The organism is Paenibacillus sp. UNC451MF, assembly GCF_000686845.1.
Classification (GTDB): domain Bacteria; phylum Bacillota; class Bacilli; order Paenibacillales; family NBRC-103111; genus Paenibacillus_S.
On record NZ_JMLS01000001.1, the window covers coordinates 276067 to 296045 of the forward strand.

The window sequence follows — 19979 nt, forward strand, 5'->3', positions numbered from 1 at the left end:
ATAGGATGAATCAGCGTAAAAGGAAACGCCAGTACCGGCAGTTGTCGATGACGGCAGGAACGCTCCTTGTCGTCGCGGCGTTGGCTGCAGGCTGCGCATCACCCAAGACGACAGACCCGATGGCATCAGCCCAATCGGATAACAAGACCGTGAAGGTGGCATCCGTTGGCAAGCAAAGCATGGGAGATCCCAAAGAGCAGGTAGCGGATGTCGTAGCGGCTTCCCAAGTCGATATTAGTCCAAAGGTTGATGGTCAGGTGCTGCAAATGTTAAAAAAACGCGGAGATGTGGTTCAACAAGGGGAGGTGATCTTAAAGCTGGACACGAAGGATGCCGTACTTCAACAGCAAAAAAGCGAGGTGGCTCTGAAAAGCGCAGAGGATGCTCTTCAAAAAACAACAGAGGATTTAAACAACAGTAGAACCGAGCTCCAAAACTCCATAGTGAAGTCACAGCAGCAGTTGGATAATGTAACGAAGGATTACAATAAAATGCATAACGATTTTGATGCCGGGCTTGTTACGAAGCGTCAGCTGGAACAAAGCGAAATGCAGGTGAATAGTGCCCAGCTGGACCTTCAGAACCTGCAGAATAAGCTGGATGCCATGGATAAAACGAACGGGTTAGCCAGCGCGCAATCGCAAGTTGATTCCGCTAGAATCGGTGTTCAAGACATTAATAATACGATGGAGAATTACGAAGTGAAGTCTCCTATTACCGGAGTGCTGACGGATCTAAGCATAGAAGTGGGCCAAACCTTAGCTCGGGGCAGCAAAGCCGGACAGGTACAGCAGATTGATCCGATTAAAATCAAAGCAGAGCTAAGCGAGTCCGCGGCTCAACTGGCGAGAGGCAAGCAGGAGCTTAGCTTCTACAGCGCTGATAATCCTACCCGGATCATGAAGGGCCGCGTCACTTATTTGGCTGATGTGATGAACTCTCAGACGAAGTCGTTTCCTTTGGAGCTGGAGGTGGCCAACTCGGACGGATATCTCAAGCCAGGTACCCGGGTCCAGGTTCAGCTAACCAGTCAGGAAGAGCAGCGGGTTGTTGCAGTTCCAAGCCTTAGTATTGTTCGTGAGGGTAGTGATGCGTTCGTCTTCTTGCTAAATGGAGATCAGGCTGTAAAAAAACCAGTGAAGCTTGGGCGAATTAACGATACGTATCAAGAAGTTCTAGAAGGTGTGAAGGTCGGCGATGAACTGATTGTTTCCGGACAGCATCAGCTCAAAGACGGTCAGAAGGTTACAGCCGTTAAAGAACAGACAAAAGATATGAAAAAGGAAACGGCGAAGGAACCGGATAAAACAACGACTCCTTAAGGAGTGTAGAAGGAGGTTTTTCTTATAATGAAGACAAACTGGAAAAAGGCTATGGCAGCGGCTGTGCTGTCGATATCGATTGTAGCCACAGCTATTCCTGTGATGGCCGACGATGCGGTGCCGGGTGCTTCGATAAGCACCCTCTCTTATGCATTGAATGAGACGATAGCCGCATCTGTGAAGCGTGTTGCCGTCAATCGAACGACGGGTGGCTTTCAAATCGGCGCAGTTGTCGGATTGACGAATAACGGGAATAGTATGCTACGTGTCCCTGATTATGAAATTCGTGTGAAGACGAAGGAAGGAATCGAATACAAGCTGCAGCCTAGCGCATCCAACATGAAATCGATTATGGCCAAGGAAAGCACGGAGCTGTCCTACATGGTAACTGTGGACCGTCCTGATGATATAGAAATCACCGACCTCTCCTTTGTTGAAGTAGACGAATATACCTATCCTAAGACGGAAAAGGTATTGCTGTCGGTCCCAGTAAATTTGAATGTCTGGTATGGAACGAAGGGGCAGCTGACAGATCCTTACGCCAATATGGCTTGGGGACAGCCGTTTCAAATTCCGGGTTCAAGCTCTCCGATTCGCTACACACCGGTAGAATTAACCAAGCAAAACGATGCGAACGGCTTTTCCTATTTGGTTACGATGATGGCTGAAAATCCGGGTACAGGCAACGAAACAGTTTCGAATTTCCGTATGGACGGCAAGACGCCGGATAAGCTGTACACCGGAAAAAAAGTCGAGCAGGAGCCTGTTACACTGGCACCCGGTGAGAAGAAATATGTGCATTTCGCCGTAACATCGGATAAGGACATCAATCTGATCGGCTTGATGCTGATGACCACAGAGGGCTTCGTTTCTGCGGGTGGTCAAGCTGGACAAGGGACAAGTACTGCTGGAGCGGGTGCAGGGACAGGAGCGAATGCAGGTGCAGCCGCGGGTGCAGTAACGAGCTCTGCGACAGGGTCTGGCTTTGATGTAGGCCGTCTGGTTATCGCAGCACCTACTCCTGCTGAGATAAATAACGCGGCTGGTTATACGATAGGAACACCTATCGCATTCGATCCTTTGAATCATCTCGTTGATGCCAAGACGGAGGTTTCCTTGGTCGAGCTGCATTTGCATGACAATGATGGAGAAGGCTTTAAATCCGTTATCGCCAAATTCAAGGTTTCGAATAAGAGCGATATGACGGTAGCTTTTCCGGCATTCCAGGCACAGCTTGTCGGTGGCGACGGAGCGAGCTACTCAGGGACAAGGCAGACAACAACGGCAGCTGAAATCATGCCGAATCTTGGTTATGTAGTCAGCTATTCCTTTATGATTCCGGCTTCCGAGAATGGGGAGAATCTCGTTATGAAGCTTCTGGATAATCAGACGGCAGCACCGTACAGCAGTACGATAGCTAATTTCAGTGCACCGGTACAGAAGGATGCAGATGATTCCGTGATGTCATTGTATCCATTTAATGTGAAGCTGGACGACTGGACGATTTCGGCATACACCAATCCTGGAGCTAATGGTCAGGGCCTCTCGTATTCTTATAATCTGAAGTTGTGGCTCACTATCGAACATCTGGAGGATGTGGTCGTCGATCAGAACTTCTCCAAAATGAAGTTTGAAATCGTTGATAGCGCCGGGCGTATCCTCGGATCGCAATCTGCGCCATTAACAGGTGAAAATAAACTGGTCAGCGGCGAACAGACGATTCAATTAAACAATATTAAGACGGATCAATTCAGCTATCCGTTAACTGTTAAAGTTTATGAATCTATTGATACGCCAAATGGAGAATCAACTCGGTTGGTTAAAACATTGACGCAAACGCCATAATACAAATCATACAAGACTATTGGACAGTTACTGTTCAATGGTCTTTTTTTCATTAATAAAGGAAGCAGGGAAAGGTTAAAAAGGGGCAATTTAGGCGAAAATGGATAAAAAATAATGAAAGAGGATGCTCAGTGGACCTGTTTAAAATGCTATCCAGGAAAATGCTCAAATCGGGCAGGCGCAGACAGCCACCTGCTGACACTCCGAATCAGGAGCAGCGCCTTATATCGCCGGATTTAGCTGCCAATATCGATGTAATTACCTTTCTATATGAAGACTGCACGGACATTATATTTCATCCATTCAAAATCGGGGGAGCCACGGATGCTTTCTTAGTTTACATAGATGATATGTCGGATACCGAGCTTATAGATCAGCAGGTTCTGACTCCATTATTGCAAGCGATGCCTTCCGAGTTAACGATATCGGAATTAAAGAGTCGAATACGTGTATCTGATTCCCAAGAGGTTACCAATTACAATGATGCAGTTGATCAAATATCGAGGGGAAATGCCGTCGTTTTCATTGATCGCATTAACAGTGCATTTTCATTAGGGTTAGCCAAGTGGGAAAAACGCTCTATCGAAGAGCCTATAGCCGAATCGGTCGTGAGAGGTCCGCGTCTCGGTTTTACGGAAACGATGGGTGTGAACACCTCCATGCTTCGGAGGATCATTCGGAGTCCCTCCCTAAAGATGAAATCTCTCACCATCGGACGTTACACCCGGACGGAAGTGATGGTGACCTATATTAAAGGGATTGCTGATCCAGCCTTAATCGATGAAATCTGTCACCGCTTGCAGCGAATCGATATTGATGGAATATTAGATAGCGCCTACATCGAAGAGCTGATTAACGATAATCCGTATACACCATTCCCGACCATGCTTTCCACTGAACGTCCGGATGTGGTAAGCGCTAATTTATTGGAAGGACGGGTGGGGATTATTATCGACGGCTCCCCGTTTGTTCTGGTGGCACCCGTCACTATGTTTTCCTTGCTTCAATCTCCTGAGGATTACTACCATACCTATTGGGCTGGATCGATGATACGCTGGCTTCGATATCTTTATTTTTTAGTCGCGCTTACGATACCATCGGCATATGTCGCCATCCTGACGTATCATCAGGAGATGATTCCTACGACGCTTCTCCTCAGTGTTGCCAAATCACGTGAGGAAATTCCGTTTCCGGCGCTCATTGAAGCGCTATTGATGGAAGTAACCTTTGAAGCACTACGCGAAGCGGGGCTGCGTCTTCCTAAGCAGGTCGGCGCTGCAGTAAGTATCGTGGGGGCGTTGGTTATTGGTCAGGCGGCTATATCGGCAGGACTTGTCTCATCCCCAATGGTTATGGTGGTTGCTTTTACAGGGGTAGCTTCCTTTACCTTTCCAAGATATACACTAGGGATTACGGTCAGGCTGCTTCGTTTTCCGCTTATGTTTCTCGCTGGCTTCCTTGGGCTGCTCGGCTTGATGCTGGGAATTATTATGATAGTTATTCATTTGTGTACGCTGCGTTCGTTTGGTGTCCCGTATTTGTCTCCTATCGCACCAATGAAACAACGTGCGTTCAAAGACGTATTCCTTAGAACTCCTATCTGGTCTAGAGCGACGCGGCCGCATTTTAATGAATTTTATAACGAGAAAAGACAGTCTCCGGACATGAAACCGAAGCCCCCAGAGTCCTAATGCGTTTCAAGTGGATTAGCAGATGAGAAAGGGACGGATACCATTGGGCATTCTTCTTCGCTGTATTATCGCAATAAACTGCTGTTTAGTGGTCCTTCTCCAGTCCGGCTGCTGGGATCGAGTCGAGGTTAACGATTTAACGCTGATCATGGCAGCAGGTTTAGATAAAAAGGATGATAAAATATCGCTTTCCGTAGAAGTGTTTGTCCCTAAGCCTTCAGGCGGAGGAGGCGGCGGGAACGAATCTGGAGAATCAGGTAAAGGAACAAGCGGCGCCACAGCGCAAACCTTAGTCCGGTCGGCCGAAGGGGTTACATTGGCAGATGCGATGGCCAAGCTGCAGGAGGAGTTTCCTCGCCGCATTTTTTGGGGGCACTGTGAAATATTCATCTTTGGGGAACAACTGGCGAGAGAAGGCTTTAGAGATCATATTGACTTTATGATGAGAGAGTCGGGTCCGCGGGAGCGGGCGGATGTATTCGTCAGCAAAGGAGAAGCCAAAAACGTATTGCAATTGCTTCCTCCCATAGAAAGAAGCTCGGCGGAGGTGCTGCGAGAGATGGCTAAGCTTCAAACGGGAATGAAGGTGACGGTGAAGGATTTTGCCGAAATGCTCAACAGTAACGCAGGAGCGGCCGCTTTACCATGGGTCGAAATTCTTCCTCCTGAACGCAATCAGAGTCCTATCCAATCGGTTGGGTATATAAATGGAACCGCCATTATTAAAGGAGATAAGATGGTGGGGAAGCTCAGTGACAAACTGACCCGTGGACTTCTATGGCTTCGAAACGAGGTCGAATCGTCCATCGTGACGATAGAACCGAAGGAATCCAAGGGGCATGTATCTATGAAGCTGCTTCGTAGCGACACCTACCTAATTCCAAAGATCGAGGGTGATAAGTGGAGCGTGACGGTGAAGATTAAAACGGAGGATGACGTTATACAAAATACAACGCAGCTGGATCTAAGCAACCCCAAAATGACCAAAATGCTGGAGAAGGAGCTTGCTGGAGATATAGAGCAGCGGATCAAGGCGGCTTTGGTTCGCCCGCAAAAACAGCTGAATGCCGACATTTTTAACTTTGCGGATGCGTTTCGCCGTAAATACCCGAAGGAATGGCACGAGGTCAAGGACCGCTGGGACGAGATTTTCCCTAAGGTGGAAGTGAACATAGAAGCTTCGGCCAAAATACTTCGTACCGGAATGGCGACAGTTGGGAACAATCGTCAGAAAAATGAGGTGAACAAAAAATGAGCTGGGGTATCATTCTGGCAGCTACGGTCATCGTAATCCTGATGTTTTTATATGAGTGGCCTAAGATGAAGCAGCACTCGAAGAAAGAGAAGACGGCATTCGTCGTTATTGCCGCTATAGGTTGGGTATTGGCTATCCTGCTTGTTGTGTTTCCGGATATGAAGGGGCCGACCCAATGGGTAGACGCTTTGTACAAGCCTCTCGGCAAGCTGCTTGAATAGTAAGAGTTTATAGATATCACAAAAAGAAGGAACCGCAGGTTCCTTCTTTTCTTCGTTCGTGCTATGTTCCAAAGCTTACATTTTTCAATTCGTCGGGACGCATCGCCTTTAATTGTTTTTGGTACAGCTCGCGGTACAGCCCGCCTTGCTGGAGCAGCTCCTGGTGTGTACCGTGTTCGACGATTTCTCCATGATCGAAAACAAGAATTTGATCCGCCCGTACGACGGTCGCCAATCGATGAGCGATGATGAAGGTCGTACGATCCTTCATTAAATGCTCCAATGCTTCGGTTACGAGCGCCTCGGATTCTGCGTCCAAAGCAGAAGTCGCTTCATCCAGGATCAGGATGCGCGGATTTTTGAGCAGCGCCCGTGCGATAGCAATACGCTGTTTTTGTCCCCCTGACAATCGGACACCACGCTCGCCAACGACGGTATCATAGCCAAGCTCCATATCACTAATGAAGCCGTGGGCGTTAGCCGCTCGCGCTGCTTGAATCACGAGCTTTTTGTCTGCCTTTGGATTCCCGTATGCAATATTATCAAAGATAGTTCCCGAGAAAAGCATATTATCCTGCAGGACGAGAGCGATTTGCCTGCGTACATCGAATAAGTCATATTCCTTTAGATCAACGCCGTCCAGATACACGGTTCCTTCATCTGGATCGTAGAAGCGCGGGATGAGGTTGATCAAGGTTGATTTTCCGGCACCGCTTGGTCCGACAAGCGCGACGACATCGCCCGGCCGGACATTAAAGCTGATATTAGTCAAAGCGATACGCTTCTCCGTCACCATCGGAGGCGGGTCGAGCTTCGTTTTCGGTGGAATTATATAAAACTTTTTGGCTGGCTCCGCCATATCGACCAAGTCCGGATCGAATGTCTTGCCGGGTTCTTTTTTCATATCGGGACGTTCAGTAACGTAAGTGAAAGAAACCTTATCGAATACGATGCTGCCTTTGCAATGCTTAAGAGGCACAGGATTGTCCTTCACCGTAATTTCCGGCTCAATGTCAAATACTTCAAAAATACGCTCGATATTACTCATTGAATTTTGTATCGTCACATTGGCTTCAGCAAATCGCTGGATGGGCCCATAAAGCTGGCCCAAATAGGCCTGAAATGCAATAAGCGAACCGATTGACAGGTGACCTTTCAGTACAAGCAGTCCCCCGGTAAACCAAATAATAATCCCGCCTGTTTGAGTAAACGTTTGGCTAAGTCGGCCTAAAGAATTACCTAAGAGCTGTGCTTTGTTCGAGTGGGAGATATGGTTTTTGGCTTGCTTCTCAAACCGCTCCATTTCCGTTTGTTCCTGATTAAACGATTGAACGACCTTCATGCCCGATATTTTTTCAACAAGCACGCCGTTGATGCGTTCCATCTGTCTGTGCACGGATCGCCAGGAGAGCCGTATACGCACATTGAGATTGGTAAAGGTCAAGTAATATAGCGGCAGCAGCCACAACGATAATAAGGCGAGCTGCCAATGAATCTTGAAGAGCATGAAACCGGCCAAGATAACGAGAAACATATCGATAATCAAATTGATGATTCCGCCGTTGACGAGATTTTGCGCGCCGTTCACATCGTTCATGATTCGCGAGACGATGCTGCCGACTTGCCTGTTGTCGTAGAAGCGCTGGGACAGCTTTTGCATGTGCTCGTAAAGCTGATGGCGAATATCATAAACCATCCGATTTCCAAGACGAAACGTGATTGTATTTCGTAAAAAATTGATCCATATGCCAAACGCATACACGATGGCCAAGAAGGTGACTGCTTTACCTAAAGTCCAGAAGCCTTCTTTCTTGGGCAGCACATCGTCAATTAAAATTTTGGTCATCCAAGGACCAATCAACGGAACAGCAAATTGAAAGATACCCAAAATCAATATGAGCAAAAGAGTTAGTCGGTAAGGCTTTAAGAAAACTAAGTAACGCTGGACAAGCTTCTTTTTTTCCTCTGTCTGATCCGGGTTTGGAGCGGACGCATTCATGCAATTCCTCCCTGCAATTGTTGTAAATTTCCAACAAGTTAGACAATAACATAGTCACGCATAAATAAAAATGAATGATTGCCTCAATAAACATGGACTATTTTGCTCAGCTTCGGACCTTTCTCTTCTACTAATAAAGAAACCATAGGGAGGTAAAAAGAACCTATCTTAACCAATTATTCACACCATCTTCACACGAAATTCATTACAATAGTTTCTAAGATTAAGTAAATTTGCACGTGGAGGCGGGAATATGGCGAGAATTCTTATCAATCATCTCTATAAGCGATATGGGAAGGACAAACAACCGGTCGTAAAGGATTTCCATCTGGAAATCAAGGATAAGGAGTTTTTGGTCTTTGTTGGTCCGTCAGGCTGTGGGAAATCGACGACACTGAGGATGATTGCTGGCTTGGAAGATATTTCCGAAGGCGAGATCTACATCGGTGATACGTTAGTTAATGATTTGCCGCCAAAGGATCGGGATATTGCGATGGTGTTTCAGAACTACGCCTTGTATCCGAACATGAGTGTTTATGAAAATATCGCATTTGGTCTTCGACTGCGCAAGCTGCCTAAGCATGAAATTGATATCGCCGTAAAACGTGCGGCACGGGTACTTGAGATCGAGCAATACTTAACCCGTAAGCCGAGACAGCTCTCCGGGGGACAACGGCAAAGGGTTGCTCTTGGACGCGCTATCGTTCGTAACCCGCAAGTGTTCTTGATGGATGAGCCGCTCTCGAACTTGGATGCCAAGCTGCGCGTTCAAATGAGAACAGAAATTATTAAGCTTCATAAGACACTTGGCGTAACAATGATCTATGTAACGCATGACCAGATTGAAGCTATGACAATGGGTGATCGTATCGTTGTTATGAAAGACGGAATCATTCAGCAGGTAGACACGCCTGAGGTTATTTATACGAATCCGAGCAATACTTTCGTTGCCAGCTTTATCGGATCGCCTCCAATGAACTTTGTTGACGGTCGTATTACAGAGAATGCCCAAGGCAAGCTCGAATTCCATACTCAGCGCTTCTCATTAGCAATCCCAGAAGGTAAAGCGCATTCATTAATTAAGAACAAGCAAGTCAATAAGGTGGTTACGCTGGGAATCAGACCGGAGAACATCAGCTTGGAAGAAATGGTGTTTCAAGCCTATCCAAATGCGATCATTCCAGGAATTCACAAGCTGAGCGAATTGATGGGTGCTGACCGCTTCCTGCATTTGGACATCGGACAAGATCGCATGCTGATTGTAAGGGTGAACCCGCGTTATCACTATGACGAGGAAGATAAAGTGCAGGTTGCTGTTGATATGTCGAAAGCGTTGTTCTTCTTCGGCGAAACCGGCGAACGGATCATGGATTAATAACGGCGTATGGGAAAGGAGTGACTGAATTGCAAGCTGTAAAATGGAAACGCATTCGTAATCGATTTCTTGCTGTGCTGCTGATTGGGGCTTTAGGTTTAACGTGCACAGAGATTCCGATGCTATCTCAGCAAACGGCAAAAGCGGCTGACACGCCTGCCAAACCGGATGCGGCTAAGCCGGCACAACAAGCCAATCAACAACAACGGCAAACGGTCAAGGCTAATGAATTTGAGCCTTATTATGCCAACATACTAAAGGGCTGGAAAGATAAAGGGATCAAAGACGGCACAGCTCCAATCGAGATTAGTGCAGCCAAAACATCCAAAAAATCGGATGAGTCCGTTGCAACCGTAGGCAGTTATGAAGGAAAAAGCAATGTACTCATTTGGAACAGCCCGAAAGAAAGCTGGGTTGAATATCAGGTTGATGTACCGAGCGACGGATTGTATGAGATGCATGTTTCTTACCGTCCGTTCACAGGCAAAGCGCTTCGTCGCCCAATCAACTGGGATGTAAAGCTGGATGGTGCTCATCCGTTCCGTGAAGCTTCCTCCATTACTTTATATCGCGAATGGAAGGACGCTCGTCCTATTAAAAAGGATATTGATGGCAACGACATTCGTCCGAAGTCCGAAGATATCTCGAACTGGTCTGTGAAGCCGCTGAGAGATTCTGGTGGCGCTTACTCGGAACCGCTTCAATGGTATTTTAGCAAAGGCACTCACACGATTCGCTTGCAAGGCTTTGAGCCCGTAGCACTTGAATCGATTAAGCTGGTTCCGCAAACCAAGCTAAAAACGTATAAAGACGTCAACGCAGCCTATCCGCAATCCAAGCCGGCTCAAGCTGATGTAGTGACGCTGCAGGCTGAAGATGTGAAGTCGAAGAATGACTCGGCGATCCAGATGGTATCGGACACGGATCAAAGATCGGTACCTTTGGCTAAAGGAAAGATTACGTTTAATAGCATTGGCGGGAAAAAGTGGTTCGACCAGAACCAGGAGATCACTTGGACAATTGAAGCTCCTGAATCGGGCAAGTATAAGCTTGGTGTTCGCGCATTGCAAAACACCATTTCCCAAAAAGCTTCGTTTAGACGTATCGCTATAGACGGCAAGGTTCCTTTTGAGGAAATGCTTGCATATCGATTCTCCTATGATACAGGCTGGCAAGGAATTACCTTGTCTGATGATCAAGGCAAGCCGTATGAGTTTTATTTGGAAAAAGGGACTCATACATTGACGATGTCCGTGACTCATTCTCCTTTTAAACCGATCATTATCGGGATTGAGGAAATCACAGATATTCTTCAAGGAATCGACCAAGATCTTAAATCGCTTACAGGTGGTCAGGATGACAAAAACCGGACATGGAAAATTGCTCAGGATATGCCGGACCTGCCGAAGCGATTGACCGTAGTATCTGATTTGCTAAAGAAGCTGTCCGAGCAGGTACAGCAAGTAAACGGTCGTAAAGACAATGTCAGTGAAAGCATGAACACCTCGATTAAAGATATTGAGGAGCTGCTGAGCAAAGTCGATGATATTCCGTACCGTAAAGACACGATTACAACAATGAACGAAAAAGTAAGCAAGTTCATTGAAACGTTGGTTCAACAACCGCTCCAGTTCGATGAAGTGTATGTTGCTCCTGTAGAAAAGAGTTTTCCTTCTATGGAAGCTTCCTTTATCACGAAGATGAAAGGTATGGTTGTTAACTTTTTCTACTCCTTCCAAACGAAAAATCGCTTGAGCGACATGGACGATAAAGTTCTGAACGTTTGGGTGCAACGCGGTCGTGACTATGTAACTCAATTACAGGAACTTTCTGATGAGACGTTCACACCGGAAACCGGCATTCAAGTAAAAGTTAACCTTCTGCCTAACGCACAGCTGTTAGTATTGGCTAATGCGGCTGGTATCCAACCCGATATCGCGCTCGGCTTATCGCAGGATTTACCGGTTGACTATGCAATTCGGAATAGTATTTATGATATTTCTCAATTCCCGGATTTTAAGGATCTGTACAAAAACTACAGCCCGGGTTCATGGTTGCCTTTCTACTATAATAAAGGCTACTACGCAGTACCGGAAACGCAGTCCTTCCATGTGCTGTACTATCGGAAAGATATACTAAGCCGTCTAGGCCTTGCGATTCCGAATACATGGAACGATGTATATGATATGCTGCCTACGCTGCAGCAAAATTACATGAACTTCTATATGCCGCCTACGGAATACATGACGTTCATTTATCAGAACAAAGCGGATTTCTTTGATAAAGATGGCGCCAAAACGGCTCTGGACAAACCGGAAGGCTTTAAAGCCTTTAAGCAATGGACGGATTTGTTCAACATCTATGCAATGGACCGTTCGGTAACCAGCTTCCTGCAGCATTTCCGTAAAGGCGATATGCCGATCGGGTTTGCAGACTACAATATGTACATTCAGTTGTCAGCAGCAGCGCCTGAGTTGAACGGATCATGGGGTATCGCACAAATTCCAGGTACTATGCAGCCGGATGGATCGATTTCCCGTTGGTCGGGTGGCGGTCAAACATCAGGTGTTATATTCAATAAATCGAACAAGAAAGATCAAGCTTGGCAATTTATGAAATGGTGGGCATCCGCAGATACTCAGGAACGTTACGGTTCTGATTTGGAAGCCTTTAACGGAGTTGCGTTCCGCTGGAATACGGCTAACGTCGAAGCTTTCTCCAAACTTCCTTGGAAGAGAGAAGATGCTAACGTCATTCTGGAACAATGGAAATGGTATAAGGATATGCCGAACCTACCGGGTGGATATTTCGTAGGACGTGAAATTAACAATGCATGGAACCGGGCCGTTGTGGACGGGATGAATTACCGAAGCTCGCTCGAAACAACCGTATTGGATATTAACAGGGAGCTAAGGCGTAAGCAGCAGGAATTCGGTTTTATCGATGAAAACGGTAATGTTATCAAAACGATGGATCTTCCGGTTGTCGATAAGCCTTGGGATGGGGTGAATCCGTATGTTAAGTAACCAAGCAAGCCTATCAACGAAAGCGGCCGCTCCGGTCAAGCTGACATGGACGGATAAGATGAAAACTCTTCTATCCGAAATGTGGGCGTTCCGTTTATCCTATTTGTTTATTGCACCATTTATGTTGTGTTTTCTCGCCTTTATCGTGGTGCCGGTTTTGGCGGCGATTGCATTAAGCTTTACGTACTTTAATGCCATAGAACCACCGCGGTTTATCGGCTGGACGAACTTTCAAAACTTAATTTCTCAGGACTTGACGTTCTTGAAATATGCTCTTCCGAACACGTTTAAGTTCGCTATTATCGTAGGTCCTGGTGGTTATATTCTCGCATTCTTGCTGGCATGGCTCATTACACAGTTGCCTGCAGGATTGCGTAAATGGTTTGCACTAGCGATGTATACCCCGTCATTAACGATGGGGATCGCAATGTCGATCGTATGGCTGCCGCTTCTTTCCGGTGACCGTCTCGGTTATTTGAACAGTATTTTACTGCAAATCGGTTTTATCGATGAACCGTTGTTGTGGGTAACGGATAAAGCTTACCTAATGAACTCCATGATCGTAGTTACGCTGTGGTCGAGTATGGGGGTCGGGTTTTTGGCCATGATGGCGGGTATTCTGAACGTCAATCCGGAATTATATGAAGCCGGTCGTATTGATGGAATGAGCAGCAGGCTCCAGGAGATCTGGTACATTACGATCCCTTCCATGAAGCCGCAAATGTTGTTCGGTGCGGTTATGGCTATCGTGTCGACCTTTAAGGCCGGAGCGATCGGTGTGGAGCTGTCGGGACAAACTCCGACTCCGCAGTATGCGGGACATTTGATCATTAATCATATCGATGACTATGGATTTATTCGATTTGAAATGGGTTATGCCGCTGCGATTTCCGTATTCTTGCTGGTCCTGATGTATTTGTCGAATAAATTTTGCTGGGGATTGTTCGGCTCCAAGGAGGATGAATAATGCAAAACGCAGCCGTTTGGTGGAAGAAAGTAGTTCCATGGAAAAGGAAATCCAGGCTGCATTCCATGGACGCTTTTCAAAAAGTTCTCGTCTTCTTGCTTATCGTGTTCTCAATATTCATGCTGCTTCCGCTTATCTACATTTTTAACCATGCGTTGAAGCCATATCAGGAGCTGTTTATCTATCCTCCGAATATTTTTGTTCGAGAACCTTCGTTTCAGAACTTTGTCGAGCTGTTCTTGGTAGCAGCCAGCTCCACGGTTCCAGTAACTCGTTATTTATTTAACAGCCTTGTCATTTCGGGTGGAGCCGTTGTGTGTGTTACCATCGTTAGCGCATTGTGTGCTTATCCAATATCGAAACATAAGTTTCCGGGTCATAAAGCGGTGTTTGCAACGATCATCTTAACGCTGATGTTTGCCCCGGAAGCCGTGCAAATTCCGCGGTATCTCGTAGCCAGTAATCTTGGGATTATGAATACCTACTGGGGTCATATCCTGCCTATTTTGGCGATGCCGGTTGGCGTCTTCCTTCTCAAGCAGTTTATCGACCAGCTGCCGAATGAACTTCTTGAAGCAGCCAGAATTGACGGAGCTACTGAGATTCACATTTTCTTGAAAATTGTTATTCCGATTTGTATGCCTGCCGTGGCGACGGTAGCCATTCTGACGTTCCAGAGCTCTTGGGGGAATACGGAGACATCCACGCTCTTCATGCAGGATGATGAGATGAAGAACTTCCCGTTCTTCCTATCCACTCTAACCAATAACTTGGCGAACAACGTTGCAAGACAAGGTGCGGCGGCAGCTGCAGCTATGGTTATGTTCGTACCGAACTTGATCATCTTCCTGATATTCCAAGGTAAAGTTATCGCAACGATGGCTCATTCCGGGATCAAATAATAAGAAAGGAGGAAGAACCATGTTAGTCAAAAAACGATGGCGCCGGCCGTTATTCCTTCTGCTTGCAATCGCAATGTTTGCCTCGGTTATGATGCCTATGACAGCATTAGCTTGGGTGCCTTACGATACGAACTATAAGGACGGATTCGATCAGCTTGTCTGGACACAGTCGGCTTATACACCGGTTGAAGTTATGGGGCGCGAAATCTATGTCCCGGATCCTAAGGATCCTAGCAAGCAGGTGTTTTCACCGCTTGTTCAGCCTAAAGGGATTTTTATCGATGACAAGGACAACATTTACATTGCCGATACGGGGAACAACCGGATCGTTCATTTAGATGAGAATGGAGTTTTTAAACGGATTATTGATGTGAAGGAAAGTCCGTTGAAAAAGCCCGAGGGTGTCTTCATTGATAAAAACGGAGATATTTACGTTGCCGATACAGGTAACAAGCGTGTGTTACGGTTAGATAGTAACGGTAAAATGATCCGCAAGTTCGAACGTCCGGATACGAAGTTCTTGCCTGAATCATTCAAGTACGATCCGATTAAGGTTGCAGTAGATAAGCGCGGCTTCCTTTACATTGCAACACTGGGCGGATATCAAGGCTTGCTTCAACTAGATCCAGAAGGTAACTTCCAAAGCTTCTTCGGAGCTAACAAAACGGACTTTTCGGTTATGGATGCTTTGAAACGGATGCTGTATACACGTGAAATGTATTTGAGAGAAATCAGTAAGCTGCCTGGATCTGTAAGCAGCGTTACGATTGATCAAAATGGTTTTATTTATACGGTAACTAAAGAAGTTGCGAATGGTCAGATCAAAAAGCTCAATATTGCCGGAAAAGATTTGCTGGCAACGAAGAATGACACATCAGCTACCGGCGATGCAGTTAAAACGTTCGGGGAAGTGCGCTTTCCAAGCAGAGATAAGCTGACTCCTAAGCTGAATGATTTGACGGTTGACCGCAATGGCAATATTACGGCAATTGATTCTACTTTAAAATATGTGAATCAGTACGATGCTAACGGCAATCTATTGTTTTTCTGGTCGGGAGACACGGCTGCTTCTTCCTCCAAGCTAGGGGTAGTTAAGACACCGTCTGCAATTGCTTCCAACTCTCAGAACCATTTGTTCATTCTTGATGAGGAAAACAACGTAGTACAAGTGTTCCGCTTGTCGGAATTTGGTGAATTGGTTCATAAGGCGAACCAATTGACGCAGGAAGGCCGCTATGAAGAGAGTGAGAAGCCTTGGCAGGAAGTACTGCGGTTAAACGCATATTATACACCTGCTATGTTGGGTCTCGCTAAAGCGGCTTACAAAAAGGGTGACTACGAGCTAGCGGAGAAATTGTTCTATGATGCAGGACAAATTCAAGGCTATTCAGATTCCTTCTGGCAAATTCGATTGATTTGGTTCCAGAAAAATTTCGGTTTGTTAATGAACATCGTCATTATTGTCGGTGTCGGATATTTCTTATTCGAACGTCTTACACGTAAACGCGAATTCCGTAAAAAATGGCGTAACCGCCAAAGATCGAAAATTCCTTTGGTCATTCAACTGAAGCATGCTTTCTATATCTTGAAGCATCCGATCGACGGATTCAGCGCCATTCGTTATGAAGGTAAAGGCGGCTTCGCGAGCAGTACTATTATGCTGGTGTTGGCATTGGTATCATTTTGTATCTATAGAGCATTTACTAACTTTACATTTAACCCGGCCGTTGTGCTGGATGTGAATCTCGTTACAGTGTTCTTCCAATTCATGGTATTGTGGGTAGGCTGGATCATATCCAACTACTTGATTAGTACGATTTATCGCGGTGAGGGCAGATTCAGAGACGTTGCTTTCGGAAGCACGTATGCTTTGTTCCCAATCGTATTGGTAGGATTACCGTTAACACTGATCTCCAACGCAATGACATTAAGTGAAAGCGCGATTTTTTCCTTCTTGCAAGTTGCAATGATAATATGGGTCGGTGCACTCATGTTCTGGAAAGTACAATCGATGCAAAACTACAGTGTCGGCGAAACGATTATGAATATTTTCTTATCGTTGGTTACTATGACGCTTCTAGGCGTGCTCATATTCATTACATTCGGATTAAGCAGTGAGTTGAAAGACTTCTTCTATTCGATCTATCAGGAGGTGACGATCCGATGAGACATAAACGTACCAAAATAGTCCTCTCCGCGACACTGGCCGCTACGCTTAGCCTATCTCTATTTGCTACGCAAGCGGTTCAGACGATTAATGCGGCGGATCCACCGGCAGCTGGCTCGGGTGCTGCAGCAGATAATGCTGCTAAGCCTGATGCTGCTGCGCAAACTCCTGCAGCTAATACGGCAGCACCGGCTCAAGCAGCAGCACCAGCGGCAACTGCGCCAGTGGATGTCAACAAAGTGAAGGCAGAGCTGCCGAGTGATGCGAACTTTAAGCTTGCAGCACAAAGCGATAAGCTGAAGCTAATGGTAGATAGCACAACGGGGCACTTCCAGGTGGAAGACAAGCGTAACGGCGAAATATGGCGTTCCTACCCGAATGTAGATCTATGGCCTCAGGAAACGATCACGGGAACGTGGAGAAACAACCTCCGCTCCCCGATCATGGTCGAATATATCGATGCTGCAAACTTTAAGTCACAGCCTAAGATGACAAGTCTTATTGAAGATAAAGGTGTGCTCGAAGGGTTCCAGACGACAGCAACTGGCTTCAAGGTGACGTTTAACTTTAAAACATCCGGATTCAAAATTCCGGTTGAAGTGAATGTAAAAGATGATTTCGTAGAAACGAAAATTATCGATAGCGGTATTGAGGAAGGAAAACTCAGTCTGCTGAACCTGAAGCTGTATCCGATGTTTGGCGCCGAGCCTTCCATCGGTCAGGATGGCTACATGGTTGTTCCTGACGGCTCCGGTGCATTGATCCGCTTCAAACAAAAACAAATTAATGATAAGTCGATTTATCGTGAGAACATGTATGGCAGTGACATTTCGTTCTATGCGGAAAGAACAGCCCGTCAGCAAGCTAAAATGCCAGTATTCGGTATGAAGTCCGGAGATAAAGCGTTCGTAGCCATCATGACCGGTGGAGAAGAATATTCCAAAGTATTCGGATCCCCGTCCGGTGCCTTCGGCCAATCCAACTGGATCACGTCGGAATGGCAATATCGGATCAAGTTTTTCCAGAACACAAGTAAAAAAGGTAACGCAGGCTTCTTCACCTACAGTAAACAACGGTTTACTTCGGATCAACGCAGCACACGTTACTACTTGCTTGATAAAACGAATGCTGACTATGTCGGCATGGCTTCCAAATACCGCGAATATCTAATGAAGGAACAAGGCATTAAGCCGCTTCAGGCGACTTCGAATAAAATTCCGATGTTCGTAGATATCGTTGGTGCAGACGTGAAAAAGGGAATGCTGTGGGACAAATATTTGCTCGGAACTTCCACCTCTCAAGCGATGGAAATGGTGAAGAGACTGTATGGTCTTGGCATCGAAAATATGTCCATCCAATACTTGGGTTGGCAGAAGGGGGGATATAGCTCATTCGGTGGCTTATTCCCAGTAGATAAGCGATTGGGCGGCAATGAAGGTATGAAGCAATTCATCCAATTTGCTCATTCCTTGAAGGTTCCTGTCTATCTGACAGCGAACTACACGTATAACAATAATGAACGAGACGGCTTTAATGCGAGATATGACGGTATGCGTAACCTTGCGGGCAAGCTGATGGATTTCGAAATGTTTGCAAGCCGCGACACAATTACTCAAATGAGTCCGAAGTTCTCCGAAAAGTCTCTGGAGAAAGATATGAAGGATTTCAAAGCACTGGGTGCGGACGGCATTTATTTCGAGGACGGGATTGGCCGTTACTTGAACAGTGACTTCAATACTCGTGCACCTTCTACAAGAACGGAAACTATGCATACGCAGCAAGACATGTTGAAGCAAACGAAGGATACGTTGGGCGGAGTAAGTGTGGAAAGAGCTAACATGTACACACTCAAGGATGTTACTCATATCCATCGCTTAGCTGATGATTATTCGTACGACTTGTTCATCGATGAATCTGTACCGTTTTTACAAATTGCGCTGCATGGGTTGGTAACTTATTCTTCTGGCTGGTCCAACTTGCGTGATCAATACAAGACGGAAATGCTGCGCAGTATCGAATATGGCGCAAGTCCTTCGTTCATCTTTACCCATGCTCTGTCTGAGGAAATGAAGGGTGCTTATTCCGTTTATTACTACAGTATGAATGTGCATGATTGGGAATCTACAGCAGTTGAGGAATATCAACGCTACAATAAAGCTTTGGGCGATGTACAAACCAAGTTTATTGTAGGCCACAAAACAATTGCTCCGAACGTAAAGGAAGTCACCTACGACGGAGGCAAAAAAGTGGTTATCAACTATAACACAACGCCATATAACGATGGCAAAGTGAATATTCCGGCTCAAGACTTTATCGTAGTACAAGGAGGGGGAGGCCAATGAATCGCAAATTGAAATTGAGCTCCGCCACTCTCCGTAAAGTGGAAGGTTCTTTATTTATCGCACCATGGGTTATCGGATTTCTAGGTTTCATCGCTTTTCCATTGGTATATTCGTTCTATATGAGCTTTAACCGTGTAAAAATTACGGCCGGCGGCGTGGAATACTCGCCGGTCGGCTTCCAGTACTACCGTGAAATTTTGTTCGCGGATGGCGGGCTGCTGTATAATGATTTGCTCCCGTTTTTACGCCAAGCGTTGATGATGATTCCGGTCATCGTAGTGTTCTCGCTTCTTATTGCAATCCTGCTTAACCAAAAGTTTGTCGGGCGTTCCTTCTTTAGGGTGATATTCTTCCTGCCAGTCATATTCTCCACAGGCCAAATCATCCAGGAGTTTATTACGCAGGGTGAAGGAACCTTGTCCTTTGTTCAAGAGTTTGAACTAGGCAGCTATATTAATACGTATTTGCCTAAAGCGTGGGCAGCACCGTTAAACTCTATCATCAATTCATTCGTACTTATCTTGTGGTACTCCGGTGTACAAATTTTGATCTTCCTTGCTGGACGTCAAACCATCTCGGCTTCTGTTTATGAAGCAGCACGGATTGATGGAGCAGATCCTTGGGAAACATTCTGGAAAATCACATTGCCAGGTTTAACACCATTTATCTTGCTGAACTTGATTTATACCGTTGTCGACTTGTTCACATTCCCGTCCAACCCGATTATTTCCAAGGTTAACACGACCAATTACGGGTTATCTAGTGCTCTTGCTTGGATTTACTTGATGATCGTATTGCTCTTCTTAGGTATTGTGCTGTTCATCTTCTCAAGGGTGACCAAATCCTCAAGCGGAGCAAAATAGAAAG

The 19979-nt window shown here is 46.0% G+C and carries 13 protein-coding genes; 12 read left to right on the forward strand and 1 reads right to left on the reverse strand.

Going from position 1 to position 19979, the window contains the following annotated elements:
* The first annotated feature begins 5 nt into the window (after positions 1-5).
* The 5 genes from BP97_RS34800 to BP97_RS0101215 all read left to right on the forward strand — a co-directional run bounded on the left by BP97_RS34800 (position 6) and on the right by BP97_RS0101215 (position 6334).
* Positions 6-1322: an efflux RND transporter periplasmic adaptor subunit gene (locus BP97_RS34800; protein WP_064745644.1), complete on the forward strand. Its 1317-nt coding sequence runs from the start codon at positions 6-8 to the stop codon at positions 1320-1322.
* Positions 1323-1349: 27 nt separating this feature from the next.
* Positions 1350-3167 carry a hypothetical protein gene (locus BP97_RS0101200; protein ID WP_028547478.1) on the forward strand — a complete coding sequence of 606 codons (1818 nt, stop codon included), beginning with the start codon at positions 1350-1352 and terminating at the stop codon, positions 3165-3167.
* A gap of 161 nt (positions 3168-3328) precedes the next feature.
* A complete protein-coding gene (locus BP97_RS0101205) occupies positions 3329-4858 on the forward strand; it encodes a spore germination protein (RefSeq protein WP_028547479.1) in 1530 nt (509 codons plus the stop codon).
* A gap of 22 nt (positions 4859-4880) precedes the next feature.
* Positions 4881-6113 carry a Ger(x)C family spore germination protein gene (locus BP97_RS0101210; RefSeq protein ID WP_028547480.1) on the forward strand — a complete coding sequence of 411 codons (1233 nt, stop codon included), beginning with the start codon at positions 4881-4883 and terminating at the stop codon, positions 6111-6113.
* Positions 6110-6334, forward strand: a complete 225-nt coding sequence (locus BP97_RS0101215; RefSeq protein WP_028547481.1) for a hypothetical protein — start codon at positions 6110-6112, stop codon at positions 6332-6334. Before BP97_RS0101210 ends, BP97_RS0101215 begins: the two co-directional genes overlap by 4 nt.
* Positions 6335-6395: 61 nt before the next feature.
* On the opposite strand, the gene BP97_RS34805 is transcribed toward BP97_RS0101215, so the two are convergent.
* Entirely contained in the window at positions 6396-8333 is a 1938-nt protein-coding gene (locus BP97_RS34805) for an ABC transporter ATP-binding protein (RefSeq protein WP_051620261.1), read from the reverse strand.
* 253 nt (positions 8334-8586) lie between these two features.
* Between BP97_RS34805 and BP97_RS0101225 the strand changes: the two genes are divergently transcribed.
* The 7 genes from BP97_RS0101225 to BP97_RS0101255 are packed head-to-tail and all read left to right on the forward strand — an operon-like array spanning position 8587 to position 19975.
* Positions 8587-9708, forward strand: a complete 1122-nt coding sequence (locus BP97_RS0101225) for an ABC transporter ATP-binding protein (RefSeq protein ID WP_028547482.1) — start codon at positions 8587-8589, stop codon at positions 9706-9708.
* 20 nt (positions 9709-9728) lie between these two features.
* On the forward strand, positions 9729-12734 hold the full coding sequence (locus BP97_RS0101230; RefSeq protein ID WP_064745646.1) for an extracellular solute-binding protein: 3006 nt from the start codon (positions 9729-9731) through the stop codon (positions 12732-12734).
* 58 nt (positions 12735-12792) lie between these two features.
* Entirely contained in the window at positions 12793-13701 is a 909-nt protein-coding gene (locus BP97_RS0101235) for a carbohydrate ABC transporter permease (protein ID WP_442952346.1), read from the forward strand.
* Entirely contained in the window at positions 13701-14603 is a 903-nt protein-coding gene (locus BP97_RS0101240) for a carbohydrate ABC transporter permease (RefSeq protein WP_028547485.1), read from the forward strand. Before BP97_RS0101235 ends, BP97_RS0101240 begins: the two co-directional genes overlap by 1 nt.
* Positions 14604-14622: 19 nt before the next feature.
* Positions 14623-16770 carry an SMP-30/gluconolactonase/LRE family protein gene (locus tag BP97_RS0101245; RefSeq protein WP_028547486.1) on the forward strand — a complete coding sequence of 716 codons (2148 nt, stop codon included), beginning with the start codon at positions 14623-14625 and terminating at the stop codon, positions 16768-16770.
* Entirely contained in the window at positions 16767-19112 is a 2346-nt protein-coding gene (locus BP97_RS0101250; protein ID WP_028547487.1) for a DUF5696 domain-containing protein, read from the forward strand. The genes BP97_RS0101245 and BP97_RS0101250 overlap by 4 nt, the downstream gene beginning before the upstream one ends.
* On the forward strand, positions 19109-19975 hold the full coding sequence (locus BP97_RS0101255; RefSeq protein WP_028547488.1) for a carbohydrate ABC transporter permease: 867 nt from the start codon (positions 19109-19111) through the stop codon (positions 19973-19975). The genes BP97_RS0101250 and BP97_RS0101255 overlap by 4 nt, the downstream gene beginning before the upstream one ends.
* Positions 19976-19979 lie beyond the last annotated feature (4 nt).

Coding starts and splice junctions, on each gene's coding strand:
- BP97_RS0101235 (WP_442952346.1), top strand. CDS start 12,793: ATGAAAACTCTTCTATCCGAAATGTGGGCGTTCCGTTTATCCTATTTG.
- BP97_RS34805 (WP_051620261.1), bottom strand. CDS start 8,333: ATGAATGCGTCCGCTCCAAACCCGGATCAGACAGAGGAAAAAAAGAAG.
- BP97_RS34800 (WP_064745644.1), top strand. CDS start 6: ATGAATCAGCGTAAAAGGAAACGCCAGTACCGGCAGTTGTCGATGACG.
- BP97_RS0101205 (WP_028547479.1), top strand. CDS start 3,329: ATGCTCAAATCGGGCAGGCGCAGACAGCCACCTGCTGACACTCCGAAT.
- BP97_RS0101245 (WP_028547486.1), top strand. CDS start 14,623: ATGTTAGTCAAAAAACGATGGCGCCGGCCGTTATTCCTTCTGCTTGCA.
- BP97_RS0101215 (WP_028547481.1), top strand. CDS start 6,110: ATGAGCTGGGGTATCATTCTGGCAGCTACGGTCATCGTAATCCTGATG.
- BP97_RS0101210 (WP_028547480.1), top strand. CDS start 4,881: ATGAGAAAGGGACGGATACCATTGGGCATTCTTCTTCGCTGTATTATC.
- BP97_RS0101250 (WP_028547487.1), top strand. CDS start 16,767: ATGAGACATAAACGTACCAAAATAGTCCTCTCCGCGACACTGGCCGCT.
- BP97_RS0101255 (WP_028547488.1), top strand. CDS start 19,109: ATGAATCGCAAATTGAAATTGAGCTCCGCCACTCTCCGTAAAGTGGAA.
- BP97_RS0101240 (WP_028547485.1), top strand. CDS start 13,701: ATGCAAAACGCAGCCGTTTGGTGGAAGAAAGTAGTTCCATGGAAAAGG.
- BP97_RS0101200 (WP_028547478.1), top strand. CDS start 1,350: ATGAAGACAAACTGGAAAAAGGCTATGGCAGCGGCTGTGCTGTCGATA.
- BP97_RS0101225 (WP_028547482.1), top strand. CDS start 8,587: ATGGCGAGAATTCTTATCAATCATCTCTATAAGCGATATGGGAAGGAC.